The 22,109-nt window shown below is 67.6% G+C and carries 15 protein-coding genes and 2 pseudogenes; 5 read left to right on the top strand and 12 right to left on the bottom strand.

The window, feature by feature from the left end:
- Nucleotides 1–32: 32 nt before the first annotated feature.
- Nucleotides 33–923 carry a LysR family transcriptional regulator gene (locus tag ACIA8G_RS26990; protein WP_396421450.1) on the bottom strand — a complete coding sequence of 297 codons (891 nt, stop codon included), beginning with the start codon at nucleotides 921–923 and terminating at the stop codon, nucleotides 33–35.
- Nucleotides 924–1,226: 303 nt separating this feature from the next.
- Here ACIA8G_RS26990 and ACIA8G_RS26985 point away from each other — a divergent pair, with 303 nt between their 5' ends.
- Nucleotides 1,227–6,959, top strand: a complete 5,733-nt coding sequence (locus ACIA8G_RS26985) for an amino acid adenylation domain-containing protein (protein ID WP_396421449.1) — start codon at nucleotides 1,227–1,229, stop codon at nucleotides 6,957–6,959.
- Nucleotides 6,960–7,393: 434 nt separating this feature from the next.
- Here the strand turns inward: ACIA8G_RS26985 and ACIA8G_RS26980 are convergent, their stop codons facing one another.
- From ACIA8G_RS26980 to ACIA8G_RS26955, 6 genes are all read right to left on the bottom strand, one after another.
- Entirely contained in the window at nucleotides 7,394–8,356 is a 963-nt protein-coding gene (locus tag ACIA8G_RS26980; RefSeq protein WP_396421448.1) for an aldo/keto reductase, read from the bottom strand.
- On the bottom strand, nucleotides 8,328–10,010 hold the full coding sequence (locus tag ACIA8G_RS26975; protein ID WP_396421447.1) for a putative PEP-binding protein: 1,683 nt from the start codon (nucleotides 10,008–10,010) through the stop codon (nucleotides 8,328–8,330). Before ACIA8G_RS26975 ends, ACIA8G_RS26980 begins: the two co-directional genes overlap by 29 nt.
- Nucleotides 10,007–10,651 carry a dihydroxyacetone kinase subunit DhaL gene (gene dhaL / locus ACIA8G_RS26970; protein WP_396421446.1) on the bottom strand — a complete coding sequence of 215 codons (645 nt, stop codon included), beginning with the start codon at nucleotides 10,649–10,651 and terminating at the stop codon, nucleotides 10,007–10,009. Before dhaL ends, ACIA8G_RS26975 begins: the two co-directional genes overlap by 4 nt.
- Before the next feature lie 62 nt (nucleotides 10,652–10,713).
- Nucleotides 10,714–11,712, bottom strand: a complete 999-nt coding sequence (gene dhaK, locus ACIA8G_RS26965) for a dihydroxyacetone kinase subunit DhaK (protein ID WP_396421445.1) — start codon at nucleotides 11,710–11,712, stop codon at nucleotides 10,714–10,716.
- The gene (locus tag ACIA8G_RS26960; protein WP_396421444.1) at nucleotides 11,709–12,464 is read right to left on the bottom strand and encodes an MIP/aquaporin family protein; all 756 of its coding nucleotides are present in this window, start codon (nucleotides 12,462–12,464) and stop codon (nucleotides 11,709–11,711) included. Before ACIA8G_RS26960 ends, dhaK begins: the two co-directional genes overlap by 4 nt.
- 128 nt (nucleotides 12,465–12,592) lie before the next feature.
- On the bottom strand, nucleotides 12,593–13,378 hold the full coding sequence (locus ACIA8G_RS26955) for an IclR family transcriptional regulator (protein WP_396421443.1): 786 nt from the start codon (nucleotides 13,376–13,378) through the stop codon (nucleotides 12,593–12,595).
- Between the two features lie 42 nt (nucleotides 13,379–13,420).
- Between ACIA8G_RS26955 and dhaM the strand changes: the two genes are divergently transcribed.
- Nucleotides 13,421–13,810: a dihydroxyacetone kinase phosphoryl donor subunit DhaM gene (dhaM, locus tag ACIA8G_RS26950; RefSeq protein ID WP_396421442.1), complete on the top strand. Its 390-nt coding sequence runs from the start codon at nucleotides 13,421–13,423 to the stop codon at nucleotides 13,808–13,810.
- On the top strand, nucleotides 13,794–14,084 hold the full coding sequence (locus ACIA8G_RS26945; protein WP_396421441.1) for an HPr family phosphocarrier protein: 291 nt from the start codon (nucleotides 13,794–13,796) through the stop codon (nucleotides 14,082–14,084). Before dhaM ends, ACIA8G_RS26945 begins: the two co-directional genes overlap by 17 nt.
- 1,261 nt (nucleotides 14,085–15,345) lie before the next feature.
- Here ACIA8G_RS26945 and ACIA8G_RS26940 read toward each other — a convergent pair.
- From ACIA8G_RS26940 to ACIA8G_RS26925, 4 genes and pseudogenes are all read right to left on the bottom strand, one after another.
- The gene (locus ACIA8G_RS26940; protein ID WP_396421440.1) at nucleotides 15,346–15,699 is read right to left on the bottom strand and encodes a VOC family protein; all 354 of its coding nucleotides are present in this window, start codon (nucleotides 15,697–15,699) and stop codon (nucleotides 15,346–15,348) included.
- Between the two features lie 457 nt (nucleotides 15,700–16,156).
- On the bottom strand, nucleotides 16,157–17,116 hold the full coding sequence (locus tag ACIA8G_RS26935) for a hypothetical protein (RefSeq protein ID WP_396421439.1): 960 nt from the start codon (nucleotides 17,114–17,116) through the stop codon (nucleotides 16,157–16,159).
- A 78-nt stretch (nucleotides 17,117–17,194) separates the two neighbouring features.
- Nucleotides 17,195–17,266: pseudogene (locus ACIA8G_RS26930) on the bottom strand (hypothetical protein); the annotation flags it as partial.
- 31 nt (nucleotides 17,267–17,297) lie between these two features.
- Nucleotides 17,298–17,828, bottom strand: a pseudogene (locus tag ACIA8G_RS26925) (transposase family protein); the annotation flags it as partial.
- A 473-nt stretch (nucleotides 17,829–18,301) separates the two neighbouring features.
- Here ACIA8G_RS26925 and ACIA8G_RS26920 point away from each other — a divergent pair.
- Both ACIA8G_RS26920 and ACIA8G_RS26915 read left to right on the top strand, forming a co-directional pair.
- Nucleotides 18,302–18,784 (top strand): hypothetical protein, encoded by a 483-nt coding sequence (locus tag ACIA8G_RS26920; RefSeq protein ID WP_396421438.1) that lies wholly within the window; start codon nucleotides 18,302–18,304, stop codon nucleotides 18,782–18,784.
- Nucleotides 18,785–18,803: 19 nt separating this feature from the next.
- Entirely contained in the window at nucleotides 18,804–20,051 is a 1,248-nt protein-coding gene (locus tag ACIA8G_RS26915) for a hypothetical protein (protein WP_396421437.1), read from the top strand.
- On the opposite strand, the gene ACIA8G_RS26910 is transcribed toward ACIA8G_RS26915, so the two are convergent.
- Nucleotides 19,985–22,057: an NB-ARC domain-containing protein gene (locus tag ACIA8G_RS26910; protein ID WP_396421436.1), complete on the bottom strand. Its 2,073-nt coding sequence runs from the start codon at nucleotides 22,055–22,057 to the stop codon at nucleotides 19,985–19,987. The two genes, ACIA8G_RS26915 and ACIA8G_RS26910, sit on opposite strands and share 67 nt — an antisense overlap.
- Nucleotides 22,058–22,109 lie beyond the last annotated feature (52 nt).

Genomic DNA, 22,109 nt, shown 5'->3' with positions numbered 1-22,109 from the left:
CGACATCGCAAGCGGACGGTCGAACCTGCCGATCAGAGCTCGGCCGCCACCTCGGCCAGACGCTGCCGCAACCACTGATGGGCGGGGAGGTAGATGAAGTGCGGGTGCCAGAACATGGCCAGTGACAGCTTCGGCACCTCGGTGGTCTGCGTGACCTCCCGCAACCCCAGGGCGGGACCCAGGTTCTCGAACAGCCGTCGCTGGGTCAACGTGATCAGGTCGGTGCCGGCGACCATCTGCAACGCCAGGGTGAAGCTGTTCACCGCGATCATGGTCGGCTGCCGGAGAAGTTGCTCGTTCAGCTTCACCTCGGACACCACCCTTCGGCCCCCGGCGCCGAACACGTGCACCCCTGGGGTGGTGGCGAGCGCCTCACCGGTCAGCGGTTCGGGCACGGCGGTGTTGTCCTGGTCCGCGACGACGATGAACTCGTCCTCGAAGAGCAACTGGTGCGGATAGGTCATCAGCTCATCGGTCTGCAACTGCAACGGCCAGATCAACAGATCGCATTGCCTCGAGCGGACCATGTCGACCAGGTCGGCGCGCAGCGGCTCGATGATCACCTTCATGCCCGGCGCTTCGGTGGCCAGCCCGCGCAACGCCGGCCGCAGCAGGATGGTGGCCGCGTAGTCGCTGGCCACGATGGTGAACGTGCGTTGGTCGGTACCCGGATCGAACGTCTGGCCCGTCGTGAGGACCTCTCTGGCGGAGAACAGCGCCGACCGCAACGGCCCCAGCATCGACTCGGCCAGCGGCGTGAGCACCATGGTGCGACCCTCACGCACCAACAGCGGGTCGTCGAAGTGACGGCGCAGCCTCGCCAGCGTCGCGCTCATGGTCGGCTGCGACACCTGGAACCGCTCGGCCGCCTTCGTCACGTTGCGCTCCAGCAAAAGCGCGTGCAGCGGGATCAACAGGTTCATGTCCAGCCTGTCCCAGTTGATTGCCAATGCCGTGTGCTTCCCCTCCAGCGCGAGCGCGGCAAAGAAACTGCCGCACCTTCCCTGCTCCTAACGCTACAGCAACGAATCACGGCTCAGCGTCCAGGTCGACACGACCACAACACTGACAGTTCACGCAGCTCAAGGCATGTATAGACGCGCGCGATGCCCCTCATATGAAGTGCCTTGCTTCCGGATCTCAAATTCCGCATTAACGTCATAACCAGTAATTGATCACCCTTGGTCCGTCGCCGAGGTCGATACCACGAAACCCCCGTGCGACGTATGAGTAATTCATTGGAGAAATCGATGTTCGACGATGAATCAGTCTCACTTCCGCTCACGAGCGCGCAGACGGGCGTCTGGTACGCACACCAACTCGACATGACGAAGGTGAGCTACAACATCGCCGAGGCCGTGGAGATCAAGGGCTCGCTCGATGTCGGCCTGTTCAGGACGGCGATGAAGAGACTGGTCGCCGAAGCAGAGTGCCTCCGCACTCGGTTCATCGACACCCCCGGGGGTGTGCGACAGGTCGTTCAGCCAGATCTCGAGTGGACGCTGACCTGTGCCGACCTGCGCGAGAAGCCGGACACAGCCGATGAACGGATCCAGGCGATCCTGAAGCGGCCGTTCGACCTCGAGCGCGGACCGATGTTCTCCTACTCACTGCTGCGTTTGGACGATGAACGCCATCTGTGGGTCCACGCTTACCACCACATCATCGCCGACGCGTTCACCGCGGCCATGTTCGCTCGCCGAGCCGGCGAGATCTACAGTTCGCTGGCCGCGGGTGAGCTGGTCGGTGAGTCGCCGTTCCGTCCGCTCGCCACTCTCGTGGCCGCCGATGTCGACTACCGGGCCTCGGAGAAGTTCCAGCGCGATCGCGAGTTCTGGCGCGCGTACACCGCTGACCTGCCCGAACCTGTGAGCCTGTCGCGCCGTCCCGCCGCGCCGGTCCAGCTCCCCGTTCACAGCACGTCCGTCCTGTCCGAGAGCGTCACGGTCAAGCTCGCCGCCATGGCCACCACGGCGAGGACCTCACCGATCGTGGTCATCGTCGGCGCGATGGCGGCGTTCCTGCGGCGGATGACGGGCAAGGCGGACCAGGTGCTGGGTCTACCGGTGACCGCACGCACGACTTCCGCCACTCGCGAGGCTCCTGGCATGTCCGCGAACGTCGTTCCGGTGCGGCTCGCACTGGACCCCGCGATGTCGGTCGCCGAGCTGTTCAAGCAGGTGTCCGCGCGCATCAAAGAGGTGCTGCCGCACCAACGTTACGGGTACGCGAACATGCGGAGGGACAACGACTCGTTGGAGGAGCAGCTGTTCAGCAGCCGCGCCAACGTCATGCGGTTCACCTACGACGTGAAGTTCGGCGAGTGCGTCACGAAGGCGCACTACGTGTCCGGCGCGGTCTCAGATGACCTGTCGTTGATCGTCTACGACCGGGGTGAGGGCAGCGGGCTCGAGATCACGATCGACGCCAATCCCGCGCTGTACACGGAAAACGACGTCGCCGCGCTCGACCAGCGCCTGCAGAGGTTCCTGGCGCAGTTCGTCGACCTGGGCGACGCTCCGATCGGAAGCGCTGACGTGCTCAGTGACGCGGAGTCCACACGGCTTCTGGACACCTGGAACGGCCGCACGAGCGACGCACCGCCGACCACGCTTCCCGCGGTGTTCGCCGTACCAGCGGCCGCCACGCCCGAATCCGAGGCGGTGAGCTGTGCGGAGGACAGGATCACCTACCGGCAACTGGACGAGCAGTCGAACAGGCTGGCCCGCCTGCTGATCGCCAAAGGCGTAGGTACCGGAGACATCGTCGCGCTGGGCTTTCCCCGGTCCGTCGAGATGATCGTGACGATGCTCGCGGTCGCCAAGTCCGGCGCCGCGTACTTGCCGATCGACATCTCCTACCCCGCGGACCGCATCCAGTACCTGCTCGACGACGCGAAGCCGGTGGTGGTGCTGGGTGAACTGCCGGACGCGCTCAAGAACACGGCTGAGAACCTCGCACAGTTCGCGACGACGGCGATCACCGACGAGGAACGGGTGCGGCCACTACGGCCGGAAGATCCCGCCTACGTCATCTACACCTCCGGCTCGACGGGGCAGCCCAAGGGCGTGCTGGTCTCCCACCACAGCGTCACCCGCCTCTTCAGCGCCACCGAGAAGCAGTATGGATTTCGCTCAGACGACGTGTGGACGATGTTCCACTCGTACTCGTTCGACTTCTCCGTGTGGGAGATCTGGGGCGCACTCCTGCATGGAGCCAGGCTTGTCGTCGTGCCACACGCCGTCACCCGATCCGCCCCGGACTTCCTGCGGCTGCTGGCCGATGAGCGCGTGACCATGCTCAGCCAGACGCCGTCCGCGTTCTACCAGTTGGCCGAGGCCGACCGGCAGGACCCACAGCTGGGTGACCGGCTGACGTTGCGAGCCGTCACGTTCGGCGGCGAGGCTCTCGACCTCACCCGGCTGAAAGGGTGGTACGAAAGGCACTCCGAGACCTCGCCGTTGCTCGTGAACATGTACGGCATCACAGAGACGACGGTGCACGTCACCCAGCTCGCATTGGGCGCAGCGGACTGCGAGTCCGGTGCGGGAAGTCTGATCGGCTGCGCGATCGACGACCTGCGGGTGTACCTGCTCGACGAGACGCTGGCACTCGTGCCTCAGGGTTCGGTCGGCGAGATGTACGTGGCAGGCCCAGGTGTCGCGATCGGGTACCTCAACAGGCCGGAGCTGACGGCCCAGCGGTTCGTCGACTGCCCGTTCGGCTCGCATGGCGAACGCATGTACCGCAGTGGGGATCTCGCGTACTGGTCCGACGACGGCAGTCTCGTGTACCTCGGCCGCGCCGACGACCAGGTGAAGATCCGGGGCTTCCGGATCGAGCTCGGCGAAGTGGAGGCCGCGGTCGCCCAGGCACCCGGTATCGCGCAGGCCGTCGTCGTGGTGCGCGACGACCGGCTCGTCGGCTACGTCGTACCGGAAGGCGGGCGAACCCCGGACGCGCAGGAGATCCGCGCGTTCGTCGCCGAGACGCTGCCGGAACACATGGTGCCGGCAGCGGTCGTCGTGCTCGAGCGGATGCCGTTGACCCGCAACGGAAAAGCCGACCGGCGCGCCCTGCCCGCACCGGACTACTCAGCCGCTTCGGACACTACCCGCACACCCCGCACCGACCAGGAACGCCTGCTGTGCGGTGTGTTCGCCGAAGTCCTCGGTCTCGGTGACGTCGGCGTGGAGGACAACTTCTTCGCGCTGGGCGGGGACAGCATCATCGCGATCCAGGTCGTATCACGCGCGAGGGCGGCCGGGCTGCGGATCTCAGCGCGCGACATGTTCGTGCACCGCACGGTAGAGGCACTCGCCTCGATTGCTGAGCAGATCGACGAGGTGCGCGCGGTAGAGCCCGCAGAGTCCGCGGAGACCAGTGACGTGCCGTTGACGCCGATCATCCGCTGGCTGGCCGGCCAGGGCGGTCCGATCGATGGCCACCACCAGTGGATGTTGTTGCGCACACCGTCCGAAATGGATGAAAGCCGCCTCGCTGAACTGTTGCAGGCCTTGGTGGACTGCCACGAGATGCTGCGCGTCCGGCTCACGCTCGACGGCGGCGAGTGGCAGCTGACCGTGGCGGATCAGGGCTCGATCCCCTTGCTGCGCGTGGACGACGCCCCGAACTCCTATCGAGCTGCGGCGGTGGCGGAGCTCGACCCGACCACCGGTGCCGTCGCCAGGGCTGTGTGGCGGCCAGGAGCACCAGGCTTTCCCGGTGAGCTTCTGCTCGTGGTGCACCATCTCGCCGTGGACGGAGTGTCGTGGCGCATCATCGCGTCCGATCTCGCTCACCTGTGGGAGACGGGCACCTCCACACTGCCCCAGCCAGCCACGTCGTTCCGGCGCTGGGCGGCAGCGCTGGCGCGGACGGACCGGACGCCGGAACTCCAGTGGTGGCAGGAGGTCCTGACCGTCCCCGATCCCGTCCTCGGCGCGCCCACCGGTGACACCGGCCGGGATCAGCTCTCGGTCGAGCTGCCGCCGTCCGCCACCACAAGGCTCCTGACGAACGTGCCGGAGGCGTTCCGCGCCGGGGTGGACGAGGTGCTGCTGACCGGCACCGCCATAGCGGTCAACCAGTGGCGCGGCACGCCGGGCGCTCCCGTGCTGCTGGACGTCGAGCAGCACGGCCGAGTCGAGGACGCGGTGCCGAACGCAGACCTGACGCGCACGGTGGGCTGGTTCACCGATCTGCACCCGGTAGCGCTCACGCCGGAGCACCGGTTCGCCGCCTCGGTCAAGGCCGTCCGCGAACAGCTGCGCGCGGTGCCTGCCGACGGCCTCGGCTACGGGCTTCTCCGCCACGGCACCGCATCCGCCGCGTTCGCCGACCTGCCCACACCGCAGATCCTGGTCAACTACCTCGGCCGGTTCGGTCTCACCGGAGGCGAATTCGCACCGGCGGGCACCGACTCCTTCGGCGGCGCGGCCGACAACCGCGCGACGCCCTCGCACACCGTCGAACTGAACGTGCTCACCGAGGAGACGCCGGCCGGCACCGTGCTCACCGCGCACTGGTCGTGGGATCGGTCGAAGCTGCCCACCGCGGAAGTGGAACGCCTGGCCCAGATGTGGCGGGAAGCGGTCCTTCTTCTCGCCGAGCTCACCGCGGACGCCGGCGGCCACACTCCGTCAGACTTCCCGCTCGTGCGGCTCGACCAGGGCGAGGTCGAGGAGATCGAGTCGGCTTACCCGGACGTCGTGGACATCCTGCCGGTGACGCCTCTCCAGCAGGAGATGCTCGGCCACACGGCCCGCGCGACGAGCGGCAACGACGTCTACAACGTCCAGGTAGTCCTGGATCTCGAAGGCGACGTCGATCCGGCCGCTCTGCGCCGTGCGGGACAACGTCTCGTCGACCGGCACGCGGCGTTGAGGGCATGCTTCCCGCGGCAAGACCTGCAGGTCGTGGTCGAGCAGGCGAATGTGCCTTGGCAGCGCACGGATCTGTCCGGCATGAACGCGGGTGCACGCACGTCCGCGCTCGACGCGATGTTCACCGCCGACCGCGCGCAACGGTTCGACCTCACAGATCCACCTCTCGTGCGCTACCACCTGTTCAGGACTGCGCAGGAGCGGCACGCGTTCGTGTTGACCGTGCATCACGCCGTGGTCGACGGATGGTCGTTGTCCCTGCTGCTGGAAGAACTGTTCAGCCTGTACGCAGATGAGGAGCTGCCGGCGCGAGCGCCGTCGATCGCGCACCACCTCCGCTGGCTCAGCGAGCAGGACACCGCCGAGGCGGCACAGGTGTGGTCGCAGCTGCTGGAAGGCGCCCCATCCGCGATGATCTCGCCGTGGACTCCCGCAGACGCGGACCTGTTGCCCAAGTCGACCGCCGCGCACCTCTCCCCCGACCTGACCGATGACCTGCGGACCCTGGCACGCATGCACGACGTCACGCTAGGCACGCTCGTCCGGGCCGCATGGGCGGCCACTCTGCACGACCTGACGGGCGCTGATGACATCGTGTTCGCCGCGACCGTCGCCGGCCGCTCGCCCGAAGTGCCCGCGATGGCGGAAATCGTCGGCCTGCACACCAACCTCGTACCGGTCCGCGCTCAGCGCCGGCCCGCCGAGACAGTGCTCGACCTGGCAAAGCGGTCGCAGCAACAACAGACCGAGACGTACGCGCACCAGCACCACGACTGGCGTGCCGGGCAGCGCGCTCCGTTCTCTGCGCACATGGTCTTCCACAACTACCCGCTGAACGACGAGTCGTTGTCCCGGATGGGCGCGGTGTCAGTGCGGGGGGCGGACGTCCGGGACGGCACGCACTATCCGCTGTCCCTGGTCGCCCGTCTCGACCGCGACTCTTTGGCGGTGCGGATCGACTACCGGCCGGATGTGTGGAGTGAGGAGAATGCGGACAGCATCCTGACGAACCTGCTGAAGCACCTGCGCCATGTCGCGCTGACGTCGGCCACGCGGTCTCAGCTTGCCGTGTAAGCGAGTGAGCCGTCCTGGTTGATCATAGAAGCGGCCCTTGGTCCGTGTTCCTCGTCGATGCGGGGATCATCAGCCAAGGGCCGCGTGATCGGTGTTCGTGGATGTGGCAACCTGGTGGGAGTCCGGGGATGTGAGCCCGATCTGTGCTGATCGCGACCCTTCTCGCCATGAGCGTGCCCTTCGTCCCGGCTCCCGCCACCGCACACACCGAGCGGTGGCAACGAGTTGGCACGGGGATCACCGTCAGCGGCCTCGGCGTGCCCGACGACCTCGGAGGCCACGCCGAGGCGCTCTCCGTGATGGACAACAAGAAGCCGCACCAAGAAGTCCTACCAATAGCTATCGCGTCCTGTGCCAGTAGTCACTCAATTAGTCACTCCCCGGCACCGCGGGTGGACAAGGAGTCTGCGATTCGGCGGTAGCAACCGCAGTGGTCAGCTCCAGGTCAGCGCGCCGCGCTCGGACCAGTACTCTGCCGCGGGCATCGCCAGCAGGGCGAGCTGGTGCAGATCCCGTTCGGTCAGACACACGGTTGCGGCGCGCAGGTTGCGCGACAACTGGTCAGTGCCGGCGGGTCCCAATAGGACGGTATCGGCCCAAGGGCGGGACAGCGCGGCGGCGATGGCGACGGCGTCCGGGCCTACGCCGTGCCGCTCGGCGATCTCGAGCAGCAGGGCCGGAGGTTCGACCGCCAGCCGGCCGTTGGCCAGGACCTCCTTGATCAGCACGTGAACACCGTTGCGGTGGGCTTGGGTCAAAGCCGGACCGGCTGAGGGCTCCAACAGGTTCCACGTCGACTGGACGGCGGTGAACACCGGTTGCCCCGCCACCTGCAGAGCCAGTCCGCGCTCGATGGTCTCCGCCTGTGCGGGACCGGATGTCGAGAAGCCCACCCGCACGCCCTGCGCAGTCAGCCCCGCCAACGCCTCCAGCAGAGGCTGATCGGCGAACACCGAACTGTCCGAGGTCAGCGAATGCACCTGGTACAAGGCGATTCGTCCACCGAGCAGTGCCCTGCTCTCAGACCACTGCTCGGTGAACCGGCTGAGTGAGTGCTCCTTGATCTCGTGCACGTCTACGTCAAGCTGCCAGCCGCCGACGTAGGTGTAGCCCCACTTGCTGGACACCGTCAGGTCCGGCACGTCCCGGCCGGCCAGCCATCCGGCGAGGAACGCCTCGGCCAGACCGTAGGAGCGTGCCACGTCGACCCGACGGATGCCTGCGGCGTAGGCGGCGTCGAGGACCTGGTGGCACCGGTCCCGCATCGCGTCCACGGTGCGTGCCTCCGGCAATGCGGCGTCACGCCCGAGGTTGATGTAGGCGGGCCGGCCCACCGCCGCGAGGCCGAGGCCCAGTCTCGGTGTGTGGTCAGGGAAGTCGCGGGGTGCAGTGTTCACGGACGACGTCCCAGACCTGTTCCGCGGTGGTGAGAGTGAGGGCGTGGTGCGCGATGTTCGCGCACGTCGTGTGGTCGAGGCGGCGGATGATCGCGCGCACCTGGTCCAGGTGGGCCGGCGCCGTCGACAGCACGTCGCAGTCGAGACCGACCAGTAGCGGCACGACAAGCGGGTGCGCGGCGGCGTCGCCGCACACGGACACGCGTTGGCGTTGGCGGTGTGCCGCGGCAATGGTGTCGGCGATGGCGCGCAACACCGCCGGGTGCGCGGCCAGTTGCGGTGTCAGGGCGGGATCGCGGCGATCCAGTCCCAGGATCTGACCGGTGAGGTCGTTGCTGCCGATGGACAGGAAGTCGGCGCGGGCGGCGATGTCGTCGGCGGCGGCAACGGCTTCGGGGAGTTCGATCATCGCGCCCAGCGGTGGTGGCGCGACGCCGAGGTCGTGCGCGACGCGGTTGAGGATGTGGCGGCACGCGTCCAGTTCACCCGGAGTCGCCACCATCGGGATCATGATGCGGACGTCACAGCCGCCGGCGGTGACCAGGACGGCCCGGAACTGACGGGCGAACGCGTCGGGATCGGCGAGCATGAGCGGCAGGCCCCTGCCCAGCCGGCCGGCTCTGCCCCTGGACAGGAACGGCGGCAGCTTGTCGTCGGCGTAGTCGAGGGTGCGCACGGTGACCGGTCGCCCCGCCAGTGCCTGCAGAACGGGCCGGAGGACGGTGCCGTGCTGGGCTTCGCTGGGCCATTCCTCGGCATCGAGGAACGGGAGTTCGGTGCGCAGGAGACCGACCCCGTCGGCGTTCGCGGTGACTGCGGCGCGAGCATCGATTGCGGTCGCGACGTTGGCGCGTAACGTGATCGTGTGGCCGTCTTGTGTCTGCGCGGGCAGATGCCGTTCCGTGGCAAGGGCTTCCCGGCGTTGCCGGGCGGCGCGCATCGCCTCGCCCGCGGCGGCCTGCTCGGCCGGGTTCGGGTTGATGACGATCTTGCCGCGCACGCCGTCGACGGCCACGGGTGCGCCGTCGGCGTGGTCGAGCACGGCGGCATCGACGCCGACGAGCAGCGGGATGCCCAGCGAACGCGCCACGATCGCGGCGTGGGAGTTGAAGCCGCCGGTGACGGAGACGGCCGCGGCCACCGTGCCGGCTCGCTCGAGCAGATCGGCCGCGCCGATCTCGCCGGCCATCAGAACGACCGGGCCCTCGGGGTCATGGCCGTGGTCGTGGCCGTGCAGCCGGGCGATCACGCGTTTGCCGACCTGGCGGACGTCGGCCGCTCGTTCGGCGAGCGTCGGATCGGGTAACGCCGCCAGCACCGCGGCGTGGTGGTCCACCGCCCGCTGTACGGCCAGCGCGAGTGGCAGGCTGCTCTCGGCGTGCTGGACGGCCAGCGCCCGCAGGTCGGTGTCCATCGCCAGATAGCTGATGACTTCGAGGATGTCGGCGTCCTCCGCGCGGTCGTCCGCCCGCAGTCGCTCCGATGTGGACAGCAGGTCGGCCGCGACGCCCTGGAAGGCCTCGGTGATCTGCGTGGCGGGATTACCCATGCCGTTCCAAGGAAGTGCGGTGGGTAGCGGGCGGTCGGTGCGGTGCAGCACGCCGACGGCGGTGCCGGGGCTGGCCGCGCGCCCGCTGAAGCGCAGCTGGTTCACCGGGCGGCCACCACCCCGGCCAGCGCGGTGAAGATCAACGCAGTGGAGGTCGCCCCGGGATCCTGGTGGCCGATGCTCCTGGGACCCAGGTAGGACGCGCGGCCCTTGCGGGCCTGCAGCGGGATGGTGGAGTGTGCACCCTCCTCAGCGGCCTTGGCGGCGTCCGCGGCTGCCGTGGCCAGGTCTGCGCCGCGGAAGACGGCCTCCTCCAGCGCGGAGACCGCTGGTGCGAGCGCGTCCAGCATGGTCTTGTCACCGAGGGTGGCCGCACCGAGTTGGGTGACGGCGGCCATTGCGGCGTGCAAGGCCGAGATGAGCTGCGGCGGCGACGCCGTCGATTCGTCCAGCACCTTGCCGGCGGCACGGAAGGCGCTGCCGTACAACGGACCGGAAGCACCGCCCACAGTGGACATGAGCGTGGTGCCGGTCTTGACCAGGACGTCGCCGACGGTGCCCGGCTCGAAGTCCTCGAGCGCGGCCAGGACAGCGGTGAAGCCGCGGGACATGTTGGCACCGTGGTCGGCGTCGCCGATGGCGGCGTCGAGCTGGGTGAGCTGGTCGCGGTGCTTCTCGACAGCCGTGGCGATGGCCCGGATCCACGCGCTGACCATGGCTGTGTCCACCGTGTCCACCGTGTCCACCGGATCCTCCTCGAATCGGACGGCAATGCCGCCATCGTGCCCGGTGGGCTGATGGTGCGCCATCAGCTGCCCCACCGCAGCCCCGCCGTCGCGACCGGCGCCGCCCACAGGTCGAGCATCTCGTCATCGGCCCTGCAGACGGTGATCGACACACCCGCCATGTCCAGGCTGGTCACGTAGTTGCCGACCAGGCTCGCGCCGATGTGCACCTCCTGCGCCGCGAGCACCGCGGCGACTTCGGCCGCCACGACGTAGAGCTCGATGAGCGGGGTGCCGCCCAGCCCGTTGATCATCACGATGGTCTTGTCGCCGGCGGTCAGCGGCTGGTCACTCAGGATCGCGTCCATCGCGAGGGCCACGAGTTCCTTGGCAGGCTTGAGCTTCCCGCGGCTGCGGCCGGGCTCGCCGTGGATGCCCACGCCGATCTCGATCTCGTCCTCTGGCAGGTCGAAGCCGGGGCGCCCGGCCGACGGCGTAGTGCAGGCGGTGAGGGCGATGGCGAACGACCGGGAAGCAGCGTTGACCTGCTCCGCCATCTCGGCCACCTTGTCCAGGTCCGCACCCCTGTCGGCGAGCGCGCCGGCGATCTTCTCCACGAACACTGTCGCGCCGGTGCCGCGCCGACCCGCGGTCCACGTGGAGTCCTGCACGGCCACGTCGTCGTCGACCAGCACGGTACGCACCGTGATGCCCTCGTCCGCGGCGAGTTCGGCGGCGAGCTGGAAGTTCATCACGTCGCCCGTGTAGTTCTTGACCACGAACAACACCCCCGCGCCACCGTCGACGGCCTTGGCCGCGGCCAGGATCTGATCGGGCACCGGGGACGTGAAGACCTCGCCGGGCACCGCGGCGTCGAGCATGCCGGAGCCGACGAACCCTCCGTGCAGCGGCTCGTGACCGGAGCCGCCTCCTGACAGCAGCGCGACCTTCCCCGCTCTGGGTGCGTCGGCGCGGACGATGATCCGGTTGCCGGAGTCCACCTTCAGCTCCGGGTGGAACGCAGCGATGCCGGCGAGTGCGTCGGTCAGCACCGACTCGGGTGTGTTGATGAGCTTCTTCACGACAGGACTCCTTCGGCCTGGATCGGCGCCGGCTGGTCGGCGGCGCGCCGCGTGGTGGCGATGAGGTGGTAGACGGCCGCGGCGGCGAGCCCGCCCGCGATCTCGGCGGCCAGGTACACGGGCAACTGTTCCCAGTGGACGGTGCCGCCGAACAAGCCTCCGGTGAGCATCGGCCCGAACGTGCGGGCCGGGTTGATCGAGGCGCCGGTGGCCGGAGCGATCGGGATGATGATCGCGAAGACGGCGAGTCCGATGGCCACACCCGCGAAACCCTGCGGTGCCCGCTGGTCGATCGCGCCGAACACCACCAGCACCAACAGGAACGTGCCGATCGCCTCCGCGGTGAACGCCTGGCCCGCACCGACGTCGGCGCTGTAGGAGGCGATGCCGAGCCCGACGTCGACAGCCTTGTGGCCGAGGACGCCGACGATGGCGAACGCGCCCAGCGTCGCGCCCACGAGCTGCGCGGCGAGGTAGCCGGGTACCTGCCGCCACGGCATCCGCCCGCTCGCGGCCAGCGCGAGCGTGACCGCCGGGTTGATCTGGCAACCGGAAACGTGCCCGATCGTGTGGACCATCGCGATCACTGCGGTCGCGAAGGCCAGGGAGATCATGCCCAGCTGGGCCATGGTGAACGGGGCGTCGCCGCCCACGATCAAGGTTGCCGGAACGGATCCGACACCGATGAAGACCAGCGTCGCGGTGCCGAGCACCTCGGCGATCAATGCCTGGGGGAATGAGTTGTCAGCCATGGCACGCCCGCGACAGTGCGGGCGCTCACCTCCTCAGCGGGGAACAGAGTCCATCGTGCTGAACAGCGTTCGTTATTACTGAACGAGAGGAAGGTAAGCGTGGCCCAGGTCACTGTCAAGAGGCTCGGTCAGGCGAGTGCGCGGGCGAGCGGAGCGCGACCCGCCCCCAGCTCACGGGACAACTGACGGGCCACTTCCCGCACCTGGACGGCCAGGTCCTGGTTCTGCCCGTCCGCCAGCAGCCGCTCGACCGGGCCGACCACCCCGATCGCGCCGACCAGCCCCGAGCGGTCGAACACGGGCGCGGCGATCCCCGCGTCGCCGAGCGTGGACTCCTGGTTCTCCAGCGCGTAGCCGACCGATCGCACCTGTTCCAGCTGGCCGTTCAGGGTGTCCGCCTCGGAGATGCTGTGGCCGGTCAGCGGCGGCAGTGGCCTCGCGAGGAGCCCCGTCTGCCGTTCCGCCGGCAGGAACGCCACGATCGCCTTGCCCAGTGCACAGGTGTGCCACGGGATGCTCGCTCCGACCTCGAGGATCTGCACCGCGCCCTCCGGCCGGAACGCGTGATGCACAACGAGCGCGTGGTCGTCGGTGAGCACGGCGACCCAGACAGCCTCGTTGGCGCGCGCGGCCAGGAGATCAGCCCAGGTCAGAGACCTCATCCGCAGCTCGTGCGTCTCCAGGAACGCGTTGCCGAGCGAGAGCACCCCCGGCCCCAGCACGTATTTGCCGGTCTGGCGGTCCTGCGCGACCAGCCCCTCGGCCTCCAACGTGCGCAGCAGCGCGTGCACCGTGGGCTTGGCGATCCCGATGCGGTCGGCCAGTTCGGCCAGGCCCAGCCGCGGACCGCTCGCGCTCAGCAGTCGCAGAATCTGCACCGCCCGCTGCACTGACTGGACCACGACCAACCCCATTCGGTATTGCTGAACACCGTTCAGCATGACAGCATCTCGTTCATGCAACCTGTTGGGATCGTACTCGTGTCGCACAGCGCGGAGCTGGCATCCGGGCTGAGCGCGTTGCTCGACCAGCTCGGCGTCCAGCCGGGCTCGGTGATCGCCGCCGGCGGCACGGCCGACGGCCGGATCGGCACCAGCTACGACGCGATCGCCGCGGCCGTGAAGGCCGCCGACCAGGGCCGCGGCGTTGTCGTCCTGCCCGACCTCGGCAGCTCGGTCATCACCGCCCGCGCAGTGCTGGACGATCACGCCCAGGCTGACGTGGTGCTGGTGGACGCCCCGTTCGTTGAGGGCGCCGTAGCCGCGGCCGTCACGGCCGCCTGCGGCGCCGATCTCGCCGCTGTCACGACCGCCGCGCAGGAGGCCCGCCATGCCACCAAGCTCTGAAACGTCCGTGCACACCGGCGACACGGCCGAGATCGATGTCGTGCTACCCGCGCACCTGCACGCACGCCCCGCAGGCAGGCTGGCCAGAGCGGCGGCGCAACTAGGCTGCGGACTGGAGATCACACACGAGGGCCGGACGGTTGATGCGACAGGGATCCTCGCCGTCATGAGCCTTGGCGCCACTGCCGGCGCCACCGTCACCGTCCGCGCTCACGGCGACGGCGCCCACGACGCCGTGACCGAGATCTGCCAGCTGTTGCGCACGATCGACTGACCGGCCGGCAGGTTCTTTCGGCACTGGCTGAGGTCGCCGACAACGACAACATCTCGGCGATCCCTGACAAGGGCGAACCTCCGGACGTTCCTGGAGAGCTCCGACGTCACCACGCAGAACAAACTGTCTCGCGCCGGTGGGCAGTCCGGGAGGTCGCCCGCCCTTCCACAGCTGTGGCCAGGAGCAAATCCATCGGCCTCCGGGCCACCCTTCAACAGGCGGGCGAACACGCGAAGAAGAAGCCCTGGCCTGGCCCGCCGACCAGATCCAGCGTCAGAGCGGCGATGCTGCAAGCGGTTGGCGGTGATGTCGCGCGGCGGTGATTCGCGGCCGGACGTAGGCACCTCTCGGCACGTCCAGCCCGGCCCTCACGGTCGGCGGCCTGCTCGGCCTACGCCACCTGCCCCAGGTCCTTCGCCGGCCGCGCATCCCGCACCCACGACCGCGACGTCTCATGCGAGACGCCCGTCGCCTCTTGCCTGCAGAAGGAACATCCTCTGCTGATCGCCGTGTCAGAGCTTTGTCAGCGCCATGTCCGAGCCCCTTGTCCAAAGGCACTGCGCTCGCGCCCCACTGCCAGAACAAAGGGAACAACCATGTCCAAAACAGCCACTGTCGCGGCCCTCGCCGTGCCCGTCCTCGTAGGCGCCACCGAACCGCGCAGGCCTCCTACGTCAGCGACGGTCACACCGACCAACGGTGTGGGTGACCCGCTAACCCCTGGCCGCTGAATTGCACCTCCCGTAACAAGCCGCACGCACACGATTCCCAGCGCCGGACCGACGCCGTGGCCGGGCTTGACCGAATGGAAAGAAACACACCGCTGAGCAGGGTCAACGGTCCCACGACGTCCGTGGACGTGCACCGCCGTGTCAGGCGATTGTCACTCAGTCAGTCGCTCAGTCAATGTTCCAAACCGTCCACTATGGACAGTGCTTGGGCACCCCTGGCTGAACCGGCCACGGGATCACACGCGACACCGCGCGACATCGCGTCTACTCCTGCTTGAGCGGACGCCAAGAGCGACTCTCTGGCCCCTTCGCGCGCAAGGTCGCCCACGACATCAGACGGCCGACGATGCTCACGAGCCCTGCGGTGCGCGTGACCAATGAAGTGACCGCGTTTGTCCGTCGGTCGTGACCGCTCTGCCTGCGGTCACGGTGGGTGTGTTCGCGGCATGTGACCGCAGGGGTCAGGATGGCCGGCATCGACCGGTGTTCTGGGACACCCGTCGCCCCGTCGACTGTGGGGATCCGACGCCTCAGTCTGGGCCGATCACGCAGAACTCATTGCCTGCCGGGTCTTGGAGGACCCGTGTCGTCCACTCGCCGGCCTCTGTGATCGTGAGGGAAGTCGCGCCGGCAGCGATCATCTCGTCGACCATCGGCGCCGCGTGTTCGACAAACAGGTCAAGGTGCGTTCGGCCCTTCGTGGTCTTCGCTTCGGGAACCCTCTGGAAGGTCAGGTGCGGCGGCCCGTCGGCGCCGCTGGGCCGGTCGATCGTGACGTAGGGCCCGCCTCCACGGTCCGGACGTCGCACGTAGCCGAGGAACCTCTCCCAGAAGGCGGCCACCTGATCGGGGTCTGGGCAGTCGATGGTGATGCCGATCTTCATATGTAGCCTCTCGATTGCGTCAAGCGGCGGTTGCGTGCGGTGTGAGGATGCGTGGTGCTCCAGATGAGGAGCCCTGACAGCCACACCGCCGAGTGCGGTCACTTCTCACCAACATTGATCATGCCCTTGATCGGCAAGTGCGGCTACAACTCACGAACATTCGGCGGTCAGGTCTCGCGGACAAAACCACTCCCGAAACGCACGGCGCAAACTCCCCCCGCCGCTCCCTGTCCAGAAGACGCGAAGCGTCGCAGTCAGCCCTAGATCGTGCCCGTGATGCAGGAGGGTGCAACGACGATGGACCGGCTGAGCCGTCCGATGGATCTCGCCGTGCATCTCGATCGATGACCCTCGCATGTAGGTGCGGTCGCCGAGTTCGCGCTGTCGCGTGGCTCCCGCAGCTGCGGTTCACAGCTCTTCTGCCGGCACACACGGGGCTATCCGGATGCGAGGTCAGCTAGAGCACGGCGTTGAACAGAAGGGTGGAGAGCCTATCGACTGGGCTCGTGTCGAAGCGGATCCGAAGCCTCAGATAAGCCTCGGGATAGCCACCTCGTTTCGTGCTGACAAAATCGTACTCAGGTGTGTTGGTCAGACTCGGGGTCGCGCCCACCAACCAGCGGCTTTCCGGCAGGAAGACAAACGCTCGAGCGGGCACGAACGTGAAGGCATTCGAGCCGTCGAGAGCCATCCGCACCATGTCGGATTCTTGGATGCGACCCAGCATCCCACCGATCTGAGGGGAGAGGCCTGAGGCTGCGGCGCCCGGTCGCTTGACCTCCAGGCCGACGGCGATCGTCCAATAGAGAGTCTTCGCCTGGTCACCGAGGATCAGGGGCGAGACGTAGGCGCAGTCGATCCACTCATCCCAGTCGTACTGCGCCGCCCGATCGACCGTCGCTAATGTGGGTATCTCCGCACCTTCCTCACGTGGAGTGGATAGCCAGAAGTTGGTAGCCCGCCGAGGTGCACCAAATTTTCCGATTAGGTTCAGATCTGCCGCGTGCGCGTCGATCAGCCCGCCGGACGAGGTGGTCAGCCGAGCGTTGAGCTCGTGCACCTGCCCGTTGGCGATAATGCGCAGGTCCTCGTGCAGCTTCACGTGATTGAGCGCGTACCGCTGGAAGAGCAGGCCGTTGAACAGACCCTCACGTCCCACTCCGGGCTTGGCGTTGATGCGCGGCAGGTTGCTCAGCACGCCCGAGGGATTCGACGCCACCAGGTCTACATAGATCCGCGCCACATCCGACGGTGATGCGTTCAGATGCTTCCAGAACGGGATGCGGTCGCCAGTTGTGCGGGCCTCCTTCTGCAGGAACTCAGCGACGAGCAGGGTGACGGACGCCAGCACCGAGCGCGAGGCCGCTGTGCCAAGGGTCTGCCCTGGCACAGCGAGCGCGCGCAGTTTCGCAACCATGTCGCCTTCGCGACCGCGGACTCGGGTGAGGACGCGCCAGTTTTTGAGGGTGGCGATGCCGCGTTCGACGAGGCATCGGATGGCGGAGTGGGCGCGGTTGGCGGTGCGTCGGCCTGGGGTGAACTCGTTTTTGTAGCGGCGGTAGGGCAGGTGGAACGCCGGCGCCGGCGCCGGCGCCGATGTAGCCGCGGTCGGCGACGAGTTGCAGGCCGGCCTGGCGGCAGGTGTCGAGGATGTTGTGGGTGCGGGCGGCGGTGAGGTCGTAGACCGAGCCGGGCAGTCCGTCGGAGATCCAGGCGAGGCGGCCGTAGGGATCGGTGAGCACCTGCAGGGTGATGCCGTGGTGGCGGACTTTGACGCTGTAGCAGGCTTTCAGGCGGTCACGGTCACCGCTGCGGTCGATGCGGATGACGGTGCCGTCGAGCAGCGCGTAGTTGGAGAACGATCCGGCGAGCCGGGTGACGGTCTGGGCGAGGCTGGGTGCGCGTGCGGCGAGCAGGTCGGTGGTCTCGCGGATGTAGCGGTAGGCGGTGGCCAGGCCGACGCCGAACCCGGTGGCGAGACGCTGGTAGGTGTCGCCGTTGCGTAAATGCGCGAGTACGAGCAGGGCTTGGCGGTTGCTGGGCAGGCGCCGCCAGCGGGACCCGATGCTGGTGCGGTGGCGGCGGATCAGCCGTGCGACGTAGTCCAGGGTGCGACTGGACAACGTCATCGCGGATGGATAGAACAGCATGCGAAGCCCTTGGTGTGACTTGTTGATCGTGGTTGACGACCTGTCTACCAAGGGCTTCATCCATGCCTGGGCCCGCCCCACCTGCAAGATCAGGATGGAAAACGCTCACCACCAACCGAGGACCCGGAGTGGCTTTCGACCTCAGCGGCGGCGGTACGAGCAAATCGACATTCAAAGACCGTCATGAGGGCCGCGCAGACGCAAGCGCTCCACGGTCACCAATCAACGCCTCGTGGCACCTGGCGGTTCCGACCACTGGCGGTCGACGCCTGGGTCCTGGGCGAAAGCTCAATTGCAGCGTGTGGATGTACCAAAGCCGGACGGCCACGCCGTCGACGGTGATCGGCCCACTCTTGCACCCGAAACGCACCTCCCTTCTCCCGACCGCAGGTGACGACGCGCACTCCCGATCGGTCACCCACTCACGGGAGGGATAGTTATGATCGTCGATCGTGTTCACCGCACGGCCGACGGCCGTTCCTGATGCCGCCGTCGATCCCGTGTGGACCACGCGGCAACCCGAACGAACGGTGCTCGGTGTGGTGCACAACGTCACCTCCGCGACCAGGCTCTTCGACGTACTGCCCTTGCTGGCGACAGACCATCGTGTCGAGGTGATCTTCGCTTGCACGGGCTCGTCCCCGTTCGCGATGGATGTCGACCCGCACCTCGACAGGAATCGAGTGCGCCAGGTCGGATGGCCGGAGCTCGCGGAGCGTCGGATCGATCTCACGATATCGACAAGTCACGGCGGTCCCCTTCACGAGCTGGACAGCCCTATTGTCATTTTGCCTCACGGAATGGGGTACAATAAATACTTGAACCCGGAAACCCGGAAACCCGGAAACCCGGAAACCCGGAAACCCGGAAACCCGGAAACCCGGAAACCCGGAAACCCGGAAACCCGGAAACCCGGTATTCGGTCTGGCGCCTGAGTGGCTGCTGTCAGAGGGCGTGCCGATCGCCTCGTCGCTGGTGTTCTCGCACGATGAGCAGGTTGAGCGACTGAGACGCTCCTGTCCGGCGGCACTGGACGTGGCCGTTGTCGCGGGTGATCCGTGTTTCGACCGGATGCTCGCGAGTGTGCCGCTGCGCCGCACGTATCGCGACGCGTTCGGTCTGCGGCCGGGACAACAACTGGTGTTCGTCTCGTCCAGTTGGGGTCCGGAGTCGCTGTACGGCACTGCGCCGACGTTGGTGCGCGATCTGCGCGATGAACTGCCTCTGGACGAATTCGCGGTCGTGGTTGCCTTGCACCCCAACATCTGGGCGCACCACTCCCCCTGGCAGATCGAGATGTGGCTCGACGACTGCCGTCGTCGTGGGGTCGTGCTCGTTCCTCCGGAGGAGGGCTGGCGCGCCGGATTGATCGCGTCCGATCTGGTGATCGGCGATCACGGCTCAGTGACGTTCTACGGCGCCGCGTTGGGTAAGCCGACGTTGCTGGCCGCATGGCCGGAGGACGCCGTCGACCCTGCATCCCCGGTCGGCATGTTCATCGCCGCGGCGGATCGGCTCGACCCTAGTCGGCCGTTGGGCGAGCAGGTGCGCGCCGCGATCGAGCGTGGCCGGACCCACGAGGAGATCACGAGGTTCACGACGTCGGTGCCAGGTGAGGCGGCACGGCTGCTTCGCACGGAGTTCTACCGCCTGCTCGATCTACCGGAGCCCGAAACACCCGCCCTGACCCGCGTCATTCCCCTGCCTGAACTGTCGCTGCGACCTCCGGTCGCCGAGATTGTGCGGGCGGACCTGTGGATTTCCGATGATCAGCTGGGTGTTGCCGTGGTGCGGTATGCCGCGGACGTGGCGCCGTTGCCGGCGGGCGCGGGATTGATGGTCAGCACCGACGAACCCTGCTCGACCCAGTTGGAGCTGGCCGACATCGTCGTGCACGACCAACCCGGCGACGCGCACGGCTGGATCGCCGACACCCTCGACGCGTTTCCGGGTGCCGTGCTCGCCACCATGCCCGTCAACGAGACCACCTGGGTGGTGGGCACGCGGGACGCCGGATTCGTGGAGTTCACGTCGGCGGGCGGTGACGGCAGGGTCTGGTCGGTCGTCGTGCTGGCCTGGTTGCGGGAAGGCCGGCGGATCGCCGACTTCCCTGCTCTTGTTCGCCTGCAAGCAGGTCAGACCAATTCGGCCAGCCTTTGCCGGGTCGCCAGCGCGGAGTGGATCAGCCCACGCTCCTCGTAGATCGTCAACGCCTCGCGGTACAGCTCGACGGCCACGTCGAGGTCGGTCTCGAGTTGCGCCAGTGCTTCCACGATCTCCGCCCGATCAGCCTGGTGGTTGTGTTCAGTCGCCATGGCGAGTGCTTCCCGCAGCCGCGGACCACCTTCGGCGCCGAGCTTCCGTCCTTGCCACAGCAGCACTTTCGCCAAGTTCTGCGGCTCAGGCACAGTTAGCGACCGGAACCCCTCGTAGGCTCGCTCCAGCAACACCAGCGCCTGTTCAGCCGATTCAGGCTTGGCGCCATGCAGGCACGCCAGGGCAACACGACGCGGGTCTCGGGTCGTCTCCGCCAGCTCCAGGTTGCGCCTCAACCACGACGCCGCTTGGGTGAGATCACCGCCGTCGAACGCAGCGAGGCCGGCGCCTTCCAGTGCCGTGGCAACCAGTTCCACACCGCCCACCGCCTCCGCGAGCCGGATTGCCACGGTGCACGAGTCGACTGCATCGTGGAACCGACCGAGACTCCGATACGCGAAACCCTGCTGCACCAGCAGGAAAGCCTTCATCCGGTCGTCGTGCAGGTGCTCCGCGGCGCGAAGGCCGAGTGCGTGGGTGGCCACCAGATCGTCGGCGTATTTCTCCGTCAGGAACAACCACCACTGCGAGACGCACAACCGCAGGACGGACTCGAGCTCACCGAGATCGAACGCGACAGTCACCGCTGCACGCAGGTTGACCCGCTCGGCCCGCAGCCACGCGCCGGGATCGGCCGAAGCAGGATGCGCACCATCCACAACGGACTCGGGGAGGAACTCGGCTCGCCACGACCGTGGTGGCAACAACTTGGTGGCCGCGGTGACCGCTCCTGTCACATACCACCCGATCATCGAACGTGCAGCGGCAAGACGGTGTGCTGCATCATCGACGGCGTCGGCGACCAGACGCGCGTGCTCGTGCACCAGCTTGTGGACGGTCAGCCTGCCCGTGCGAGGTTGGTCGATCGTTCGCGTGTCCCGAAGTTCACGGATCACCGGCCGCAAGTCCGCCTCAGAGAGCCCCATCGCGGCCGCCAGCACCGCCACGGACAGGTCATCGACGTACGGATGAAGCCCCATTGCCCGGTAGCAGCGCTGGCCGAGGCGGCTGAGCCTGCGGTATCCGGCGTCGAACACGGTGCCCAGCGACGGCTCGCCGCCCACGGTCACCCGCGTGATCCCGATCGCCGGATCCTTCAGCTCATCCAGCAGTTCCGCCAACGGCAGGTCCGATGACTCCGCGAGTAGTACCCCCACCACGCACAGCGCGGCAGGCAGGCCCGCGCACAGGGCGATCAAGGCGTCACGAGCGGAGATTTCACCATCGACGCGGCTCCCGGCGAAGGTGCGCAGCAGTTCGACGGCCATCTCGGCCTCGAGCGGCTCGACGTCCACGAGAGCAGCGTTGTGCTGCAGCAGGGTGCCGAATGCCCCGTGACCGGTGACGACGACCAGCGAGGCGCCCTTGCCCGGTAGCAGCGCGCGCACCTGGGCGGGCGTCACGGCATCGTCGAGCATCACCTGGAAGGATTTGCCGTGGGTCAATGATCGGAACAGGTTGGCCCGTGCCTCAAGATCCGCGGGAATCTGCGCGCGGTCGACCCCGAGCGCGCCCAGGAACCCGGCCAGCACCTCGCTCGGTGCACTCACCTGATCGGTCCACGCACCAAGGTTCGCGTAGAGCTGCCCATCGGGGAAACGATCCGCACGGTCGTGCAGCCAATGCACAGCAACCGTCGTCTTCCCACTACCGCGCTGGCCTCGCAACACTCTGATCACCGGGCCCTCGGTGCTCACCGCGGCCAATGCCTCGTCGAGTGCACGGAGTGTCCGCTTCTGGTTGACCAGCTTCGTGATCGCTCCGGGCAGCTGGCGTGGCCGCGGCAACCGCATCTGCGAACCGTGGAAGTGGATCTCACCGGCAGAGCCGGCCTGAACGACGTTGCCCGCCGATCCATCCACCATGTTCGTCACGTCGGGCTCGCCCGCCATGCCGCGCCTCCCACGCTCCGGCAAAGATCGATCCAGTCAGCCTATCGGTCGC

Source organism: Lentzea sp. NPDC051213, from assembly GCF_044455585.1.
In the GTDB taxonomy this organism is placed as follows: domain Bacteria; phylum Actinomycetota; class Actinomycetes; order Mycobacteriales; family Pseudonocardiaceae; genus Lentzea.
Note: the sequence above shows the minus strand (reverse complement) of the source record. Positions and strands in the feature narration are given on the sequence as shown.

What these genes read in the sequence shown, in the direction of transcription:
- ACIA8G_RS26955 (WP_396421443.1), bottom strand. Translation starts at nt 13,378, where the DNA reads ATGGGGTTGGTCGTGGTCCAGTCAGTGCAGCGGGCGGTGCAGATTCTG.
- ACIA8G_RS26945 (WP_396421441.1), top strand. Translation starts at nt 13,794, where the DNA reads ATGCCACCAAGCTCTGAAACGTCCGTGCACACCGGCGACACGGCCGAG.
- dhaM (WP_396421442.1), top strand. Translation starts at nt 13,421, where the DNA reads ATGCAACCTGTTGGGATCGTACTCGTGTCGCACAGCGCGGAGCTGGCA.
- ACIA8G_RS26990 (WP_396421450.1), bottom strand. Translation starts at nt 923, where the DNA reads ATGAACCTGTTGATCCCGCTGCACGCGCTTTTGCTGGAGCGCAACGTG.
- ACIA8G_RS26940 (WP_396421440.1), bottom strand. Translation starts at nt 15,699, where the DNA reads ATGAAGATCGGCATCACCATCGACTGCCCAGACCCCGATCAGGTGGCC.
- ACIA8G_RS26935 (WP_396421439.1), bottom strand. Translation starts at nt 17,116, where the DNA reads ATGGTTGCGAAACTGCGCGCGCTCGCTGTGCCAGGGCAGACCCTTGGC.
- ACIA8G_RS26960 (WP_396421444.1), bottom strand. Translation starts at nt 12,464, where the DNA reads ATGGCTGACAACTCATTCCCCCAGGCATTGATCGCCGAGGTGCTCGGC.
- ACIA8G_RS26910 (WP_396421436.1), bottom strand. Translation starts at nt 22,057, where the DNA reads ATGGCGGGCGAGCCCGACGTGACGAACATGGTGGATGGATCGGCGGGC.
- ACIA8G_RS26985 (WP_396421449.1), top strand. Translation starts at nt 1,227, where the DNA reads ATGAGTAATTCATTGGAGAAATCGATGTTCGACGATGAATCAGTCTCA.